Genomic DNA, 260 nt, shown 5'->3' on the forward strand with positions numbered 1-260 from the left:
GGCTTCTTCTTCCAGGCCCAGCTCCGCGAGGCGTTTCACCCGATGGACCCAGTGGTGGACGTCATCGCCTTCCAGGTCGTCATAGATCAGGGCGTGAGCTTCCAGGAGCTTGCCGCGCAGGCTGCGGCTGACGCGGAGGCTGGCATCGGCGCGGGTACCATCCTGTGGGTCGCTCACCGAAAGGTGTATCTGCGAGATGCGGCTGATGTCCTGTTCGGCGAAGGGGCTGTCGAGCAGGTTGAGGCGCAGCACGCCATGCC

General features: G+C 65.0%; 1 protein-coding gene. It reads right to left on the reverse strand.

Annotation, left to right across the window (positions count from 1 at the left end; translation table 11 throughout):
- Positions 1-260 (reverse strand): hypothetical protein (locus ACLJNW_RS26175; RefSeq protein WP_410961502.1); only part of this gene is annotated, 260 nt, incomplete at both ends.

This window comes from Salmonella sp. SAL4457, from assembly GCF_046548235.1.
In the GTDB taxonomy this organism is placed as follows: Bacteria; Pseudomonadota; Gammaproteobacteria; order Enterobacterales; family Enterobacteriaceae; genus Salmonella; species Salmonella enterica.